Origin of the sequence: Brunnivagina elsteri CCALA 953, assembly GCF_002289455.1 — a bacterium.
Classification (GTDB): Bacteria; Cyanobacteriota; Cyanobacteriia; order Cyanobacteriales; family Nostocaceae; genus Brunnivagina; species Brunnivagina elsteri.
This window is the reverse complement of sequence record NZ_NTFS01000321.1, coordinates 1-7,879: the sequence shown is the minus strand read 5'-3', so window position 1 is coordinate 7,879 and position 7,879 is coordinate 1. Positions and strand designations below refer to the sequence as shown.

At 35.7% G+C, this 7,879-nt stretch carries 7 protein-coding genes; 2 read left to right on the top strand and 5 right to left on the bottom strand.

What is annotated here, in order from left to right; genetic code table 11:
- Nucleotides 1–68 precede the first annotated feature (68 nt).
- From CK510_RS22505 to CK510_RS22485, 5 genes are all read right to left on the bottom strand, one after another.
- The gene (locus CK510_RS22505; protein ID WP_095723817.1) at nt 69–434 is read right to left on the bottom strand and encodes a hypothetical protein; all 366 of its coding nucleotides are present in this window, start codon (nt 432–434) and stop codon (nt 69–71) included.
- A 172-nt stretch (nt 435–606) separates the two neighbouring features.
- Nucleotides 607–2,397 (bottom strand): SLC13 family permease, encoded by a 1,791-nt coding sequence (locus CK510_RS22500; protein WP_095723816.1) that lies wholly within the window; start codon nt 2,395–2,397, stop codon nt 607–609.
- 765 nt (nt 2,398–3,162) lie between these two features.
- Nucleotides 3,163–3,771 (bottom strand): cysteine dioxygenase family protein, encoded by a 609-nt coding sequence (locus CK510_RS22495; RefSeq protein WP_211293260.1) that lies wholly within the window; start codon nt 3,769–3,771, stop codon nt 3,163–3,165.
- 38 nt (nt 3,772–3,809) lie between these two features.
- Nucleotides 3,810–4,649, bottom strand: coding sequence for an anti-sigma factor (locus CK510_RS22490; protein ID WP_095723815.1), 840 nt, complete (start codon nt 4,647–4,649; stop codon nt 3,810–3,812).
- On the bottom strand, nt 4,642–5,244 hold the full coding sequence (locus CK510_RS22485) for a sigma-70 family RNA polymerase sigma factor (RefSeq protein ID WP_095723814.1): 603 nt from the start codon (nt 5,242–5,244) through the stop codon (nt 4,642–4,644). Before CK510_RS22485 ends, CK510_RS22490 begins: the two co-directional genes overlap by 8 nt.
- A 303-nt stretch (nt 5,245–5,547) precedes the next feature.
- On the opposite strand from CK510_RS22485, the gene CK510_RS22480 reads away from it, so the two are divergent.
- Both CK510_RS22480 and CK510_RS22475 read left to right on the top strand, forming a co-directional pair.
- Nucleotides 5,548–6,081, top strand: coding sequence for a TlpA family protein disulfide reductase (locus CK510_RS22480; RefSeq protein WP_095723813.1), 534 nt, complete (start codon nt 5,548–5,550; stop codon nt 6,079–6,081).
- Between the two features lie 524 nt (nt 6,082–6,605).
- Nucleotides 6,606–7,879, top strand: a 1,274-nt coding sequence (locus CK510_RS22475; RefSeq protein WP_143289385.1) for an IS1634 family transposase, incomplete at its 3' end; no start/stop codon positions are given.

Genomic DNA, 7,879 nt, shown 5'->3' with positions numbered 1-7,879 from the left:
ACTGATTTTTGGATATCTTTGATAGGTAATAATTTCAGCCCAAGTTTTGTGTAATTAATTGTGTCCGACTACTTAACTGCCATGACTGCCAGAATTGTGCCATTGGGATGGACTAAAGCAATTTCAGAATCTAATTGGTATTGGTTTGCGATTGATGCAGAAACTTGTAAAGTGACGGGAATGCTCCAAGCAAGACCATTTTGAAGTCGCATGTCTTTGATAATGGAATAGTATTCCTGTTCATCGACGAATCCTTCCAATGGACTATAAACACCTGTGGCAATACATTCTAAGTCAGCTAGATTGCGAGCAGAGAGGGTAAGACGAGGTAGATTAGATGCTTTGAATAAGCTTGCTTCCCGTTCTTCTCCAAATAAATAACGGTTGATGAGTTGACCACCGTGGGGTTGAATTAAAGCTTTGATTTTAGACATACGTTGCTCCTATTTATTCCTTGTATTGGGTGAAAAAACTGTAATTTTTGAGTTTGAATTAACCGTATCTAGACTTAATCAATAATCAGGAGGGGAACGGTTAATTAAATTGATAATTTGTGGACATTGAATCATATATTTTTGGCAAATTTAGATTTCAATAAAAATTGATTTACAAACCATAGAAGAAAATAATTAACGGAGGTACAATTATTGCCATCAACAGATTTAGTGGCGCTCCAACACGGATGAAATCAGTAAATTTATAGCCACCAGGACCATAGACCATTGTGTTAGTTTGATAGCCAATTGGTGTCATAAAGCTGTTAGAAGCAGCGAAGGTGACTGCAAACAAAAAAGCCAGAGGATTTAGATTGAGATTCTCTGCGACTTTTGCAGCAACTGGTAATAATAAAACCACTGCGGCATTGTTAGAAATAATTTCGGTGAGTAAGGAAGTAATCACAAAAAAGAAAGTCAATATCCAGTAACCAGATAAATTCCCTCCTAGTCCAATTAAAGTATTTGCTAACCATTGAGTAGTACCAGATTTATCCATTGCGATACCAAGGGGAATTAATCCAGCCAGTAAAAAGATAATGTCCCAACGTACAGCATCGTAAATTTCTCTGGGTTTGAGACAACCTGTTAATACCATGAAGACAACACCAACTAGAGAAGTTACGAGAATTGGTAGCCAATTCAAAGCTGCGACAATTACAACTCCCAAACCAATTGCTATTGATATCCCAGCTTTATCTCGACGGAGAGTTTCTAATTCCTGTTGATTAAGTACCAACAAATTACGATTAATTTGTAAACCTAAAAGGCTTTGTTTAGGACCTTGAACTAATAGAACATCACCAAACTTTAATTTGCTTTCAGCAAGACGCTCTCTAGTAATTGCTTGTCCGCGATGCATCGCTAAAACCGTGACATTATATCTTTGACGGAAGCGTATTTCTTTGATGGTTGAACCAATTAGGTTTGAGTTGGAAGGAATTAAAACCTCGGCAATACCTTCATTTTCTGAACTAATTTGTGCATCTAAAGATTTCTTCTTATTTAGAAACTCCGGTAGAATTTCTATTCCTTTGTCATCTTTGATTTTAAGTAACTCTTCTCGACTACCGCGAACGACTAAAACCGAACAAGCTTGTAATTTTTTGTCTTCTAAAGGTTGGTGAAAATGGGTATCACCAGCAATCATTTCTAATACATCTACATCAAATTTATGTTGTAAACCACTCGATAACAGGGTTTCTCCCGCCAAATTAGAACCTGGTGGAATTAAAATTTCGCTAATATAATCACTTAAACCATAGTCTTCTGTCAAAATATTATCGGTTTGTTTTTTACGACTTGGTAATAATCGAGGTGCGATTAAAGCTAAATAAATTAAACCAATGGTAAATGTGATTAGCCCTAATTGGGTAAATTGGAATAAGCTAAATGCTCCATAACCCAATTTCTGAGAAATTCCACTTGCCAAGATATTAGTAGAAGTTCCAATTACTGTAATCATGCCGCCTAAAATTGTCACAAATGATAGAGGCATTAATAATTTGGAAACAGAGATTTTTTGTTGTTTACACCATTGCTCGACAATGGGCAAAAACACAGCAACAACAGCAGTATTATTAATAAAAGCTGTAATTGGTCCAACAATTATCCCTAAAGTGAAGATTTGCCGAGTTGTATTTCTACCACCCCATTTGAGTAAAATATCACTAACAATTTGAATTGCTCCAGTACGAGCAATACCCGCACTGAGGATAAACATTGCCATCACTGTAATAGTAGCGGAATTGCCAAAACCAGATATTCCTTCATCTGGAGTAACTAAACCTAAAACGATTAAAAGAATTGTGACGATTATGGCAATAATATCTGACGGCAACCATTCAGTCACAAATAAAACTAATGCCAATACAACAATGGCAAGTGTGAGGAATATACTCATGTGTTTGTAATCTCTAGCGCACCTGACATGTATTCGGGTTTAAATTCTGATGCTGCTGAATCATAAGAATAACTGGGCTAAGTTTAAAATGAGTTTATGTAGCTTTTAGCAGTTATTCCACATTTATGAAACAGAAGCTTTGATGAAAGTTCGCATTCGCAAAATACATGATTATTCAAATCGGATGTTTTGGATTTCGATATTATTAGATTAGTTGATAAAGCTGAGAATAGGTTGATTTTTAAATGAGATTTTCCTGAGAATTTATTGAGCAAAATAGATCTATTTTCAAAAAAAAACAAACATCATAAACTGTGATATTTGTCAACCTAATTTAATTAATTAAAAATTATGAATTCAAAATTAAAAACCCCAAATATAAATTCGGGGATATTCAGAAAAAACTGCATTTTTATACCAATTTCAATAATGATTATGACACATCCGATGGTAAGGACTTAGCAATGCTAAGTCCCTACAAACTATCTGTTGCATTGTTTTTGAAAATTTGTATTATGTTGACTTGTACTTTATTTTTGGGTAGGAGTAAAATTAAAAGATATCTTAATTGCTTACTAAATATAGTTCATTTGTAGGAGGAATACAAATTTTACATATAAACTTATTTAATAGAACTCAGAATTATATATCTCGGTGTTTGTTACCCAGATAGCTATAGTAACGAACGTTAATCTAGAAAATACCTAAAATTCTCACAGCATATTTAGAAAAATATTTTAACCAATAACAAAATCCCATTAAATCTCAAAAGTTTTTAGCTTGATGCGTGACAGAATCGAATTCCCAACGCTTGTGATATGTGGTTACTCCGTACAAATTAAATGTCACAACTGGCTCATTTCCTAATGCTTCAATGCAGTGGATAGCATCAGATGTAAAACCAATAATATCGCCGGGAACCAAAATTTTTTCACCAACACATTCAATGCGATTTGGATATTCTAATGTGGGAACTCTTCGCCAAAATTTATTTTTTTCTTCTCCACCCACAACAGCTACAATTCCCCAAGTTGCGTGATTATGGATAGGTGAAATATTTCCGGGGAGCCAAGCAACCATCTGGATAGTCAAAGGAAACTCATACTCATCATACAGGAATTCTACAGACCAACCGGGGTCAGTTGGTGGTGCGCTAAACTCCATTTGTAGCCAATAGGAACTAGCTAATAATTTCCGCACTAGTGGCATAATTTGCTGGATGCGAAGACAATCATCTGTTATTGTCTCAAGTATGTCTTCTAATTCTGTGAGAAATCGGTATAGTCGATAGGGTTTTTCTGGTAAAGTAAGTTCCTCAGAATTCAGAACAACACAATCACCATCATTTTTTACCAGCCAATTTTGATATGTAATAATATTATCGTTTTTTTCTGTAATCATCATAAGTTATATTAAATATGCGAACTTTTCATGACCACTTTTCCCGTTGGACGAGGAACATTTGCATCTGTTTCTAATGTCACAACTAACCCAGAAAACTGTGGGTCGGTAAATTCTTGGTACATTTGATCGCTAAATGGTAACTCATAGGAAGCTGTTCCCCAGGAATAGGGTTTGACTTGACCGCAGGGTAATTTTTTGTCAGCGATAACTGTCCATAATAGATAAACTTGTCCGGGGGGTGGAGCAGGAAGATTTTTGAATATCATCACCGCTTTTTGTTTTTGGGGATTAATAACTATACTTCCCGAAGCGTTATCTGTAATGTTATTTTTAGATTTAGCTGATTCAAAAGTATATAATCGCGTTTGCGAATTTTGCAGCAGGTTTTTAACGGCTTGAACTTGGGTAAAGTCCTGGCGTAATTTTTGGTTATCTGCGGTGACAACACCTAAATTTTGCCTCAATCGATAGTTATCTATCCCTAAAATTACAACAAACAAAGCAGCGATACTACCAGCAATTTTTGTCCATTTTCTAGATGTTTTCAGTATTATTAAGTTATCGGTTTGTGTAACTGGAATATTATCTATATTTGGAATATTTACTAGTTGATTAGACTCTTGCACTTGAGAGAGAATTTTTCCGAGTAAATCTATGGGTGGTTCTACCTCGATAAAACCATCTAAAACCTGTCGTAAAACTTCCTGCAAATCTTTAACTTCGGCAATTACCTCTGGATGTTCATCAAGTAACAGCCGAAATTCCTCAGCTTCTTCTGGGGAAAGGTCATCCACAACAAATCCCGCAGCTAGGTTTTTTATATATTCGGGATCAAAAGATTTATTCATATATCAATATATCTGCATCAAGTAAAATTTGTCTGAGTTTTAATAATCCTTGACGAGTGTTGGTTTTGACTGTACCCAGGGGAATATCTAGTTGTGTGGCTATTTGCGATTGACTCAATCCCTGGTTGTAAGCTAATTCGATGACCTGGCGTTGCTTTTCTGAGAGTTCTGAAAGAGCATGATTAACCCTTTGCGATCGCTCTGCATTACTTACCTTTTCCACGGGTGTTGGTTCTGGTGTTATGTCATTACTCATAGTTCCTACTTTTTCTACAAGTTTTAGTCGTCTAGTGCGATCGCGTAGTTTGTCGATGGCACGCGATCGCGTTATTGTCACCAAGTAGCGGACAAAAAAGCGACAATCAGGATTGGTAGATGCTTTTCGCCACAGTGTCAAAAATATTTCCTGGGTTAAATCCTCAGCTTCCTGGGGGTTTGCCAAAATCTTTAGTGCTAATCCATACACCAAACGACCGTGACGCTGAAACAAAACACTCAATGCCGCAGCATCACCATTTTTAAGCGCCACAAACAAAGCTTCATCTGTCACATCGGTAAGCCCTGTTAAATTCGACTGGGATTGTTTAGGCTCCATGCGATTTTTAACCTACGTCTAAACTGATATAGTCGCCAGTTTTACATATTTTTTCCATTATCGCCTCGCTCCACAACGCACACAGAGATATTTTTGCTGAAAAAAGCCGTCTATATATATGACGACTGAGGGAGGAGATCGGATTGGATCTTGGATGGGGATATTTTATTTTTAAAGAAACTGCATGGAAATATTAAATCCAATACCACCCTTCAGTCGTCTTAGTGAATAGATGCACCACAATTGATTATTGTTGTGGCAAGCATATCGCCATTAAACACTTTCGGGCTGAGAACAGATTTTATGTACAAACACGCGAATTTATTGCTCAAAATTTGTTTGAGTAGCCTAGTTTTGACTGCATCTATGGTTGCAACAACCTCAACTAGTATTTCTGCAACTGAAGCTCAATCATCAATTACCAAGATTGCTCAAGGGAATCCCTGCGCTAGTAAAAATCCTTGTGCAGGTAAAGTTAAATCTGTTGGAGGTCCTCTGGCTAAGGAACTTCAGGGTAAACCAGTGATGGTGGATGTATATGCTACTTGGTGTGCTGGTTGTAAAAATATTGCTCCCACCCTATCGCAGTTGAAACAGGAATATTCTGGTAAGGTAAATTTTGTTGTCTTGGATGTCACCGATAAAGGTAAGCTCAAACAGACAGAAGCGATCGCGCAAAGACTGGGCTTAGGTAAATTTCTAGAAGCTAACAAGGGTAAAACTAGCACTGTGGCTATTGTTGACCCAGCAACTGGTAACATTTTATCCCTGTATCAAAATAATTCTAATAAGGCTGATTACACCAAAATCCTTGATGCTGCTGTGGCGAAAAAGTAGTTAAATTGTCGCATTGTTCCTATTTTCAGGGGCAATGCTAGCTTTGGCGATCGCAAGGAAATACCCACAGAATACCCACAGAATAAATTATGCGATGGCGGCAGCCACTCCTACGGAGTATCGCGTAATTTAACTAAGGAACGTGGATTAAATAAAGTGCATTCATTAGGGTTAGGACTTACGCATTGACAGAAAAATCAAAATAGGGGGTATGGTTTTCAGCGCTTAAAGCTTGTTTTTCTGTTCCCCATCAAGCGATAGAACCCACATTCCGCACCCTAACTGTCACACATCAACAAAATATTGGGAAAGTAGTATATAAAACCTACAAGCAAGGCATAGCCAAAGAGAACTAATAAGAATTAGTAGCATTAGGATGAAGTACAAAATTACTATTGAGGTTATTGGGTAGTCAAAGAAAAAGCTCCTTAAGTCAAAAATATTAAAGAATTAAGAAAAATTAATTTTTGATAAAAGTAAAAATGTAAGAATAAAAGCAGAATTGTTAGGAGAATTCTGCTGCCATGTTTAATATAAAAGATGTTGAAATACAAAATATCGACCATTTAGGGATAGTCGCAGGAATAGTAGATTCAATTGGATTAGTAGAAATTATTAACGATTTGTTGGGAGTTGAAGAAGAAGAAAAAGTAAGTTGTGGAAATGTTGTCAAAGCAATGATTTTAAATGGATTAGGATTTGTTTCTAAGCCATTATACATGTTTCCAAAGTATTTTGAGTCAATTCCATGTGAACATTTAATAGGAGAAGGAGTAAAACCAGAGTATTTAAATGATGATAAACTTGGTAGAGTTCTGGATAAATTATTTTTGAAAGGACTCGACACAACATTTTTAGCAATTAGTTTAAATGTAGTACAAAAATTTCAAATATCTACATTAATATCACACTTAGATTCATCATCTCTCCATATGCATGGGGAATATAAATCATGTTTACCAGAAGTTATATTTGAAAACGAACAAGAAGAATTACAGTTTAAATCAAAGCAAGCTATAAGCGTCACACATGGATATTCCCGCGACCATAGACCAGATTTAAAGCAATTTCTGATGGAATTAATATGTACTGGAGATGGGGATATACCAATATTTTTTAAATCAGTATCTGGGAATCAAACAGATTCTCAATCTTTCGGAAAGATAGCAGTTGAGTATCAAAAACAAATGAAAGTTGATAGTCTAATCGTTGCCGACTGTGCATTATATACAGAACCAAATATTAAGTTAATGTCAGAGATTAAGTGGTTATCGAGAGTCCCTTTAACTATAAAAGAGGCACAATTATTAGTTTCGGAAACCCCAGAATCAGAATTTATTGACAGCGAACTATTAGGATATTCATTTGTCGCTAAAAGAAGTAATTACGGTGGAATAGAGCAGAGATGGTTAGTTGTGCAAAGTCAAGAAAGAAAAGAATCGGACTTAAGAAAACTATCACAAAAAATAGTCAAAGATTTAGGGAAAAGCAAAAGTGCGTTGAAAAAAATATCGTCGGAAAAATTTGCATGTAAAGTTGATGCCATGAAAGAATTATCGAAACTATCTAAACAATTTAAATATCATCAACTAGAGAAAATAGAAGTAAATTTAATAACCCCAAAACAGCAAAAATCAGAAAAAGAAGAAAAAGAAGAAGCCTACTATCTGATATCAGCAGCAATAATTCAGGATGACAATAAAATCAACAAAGATAGATTGAGTGCAGGCAGATTTATACTTGCAACAAATGTTTTAGAAGAAAGTCAACTTGGTAACGGCACTATGATTTACGAATA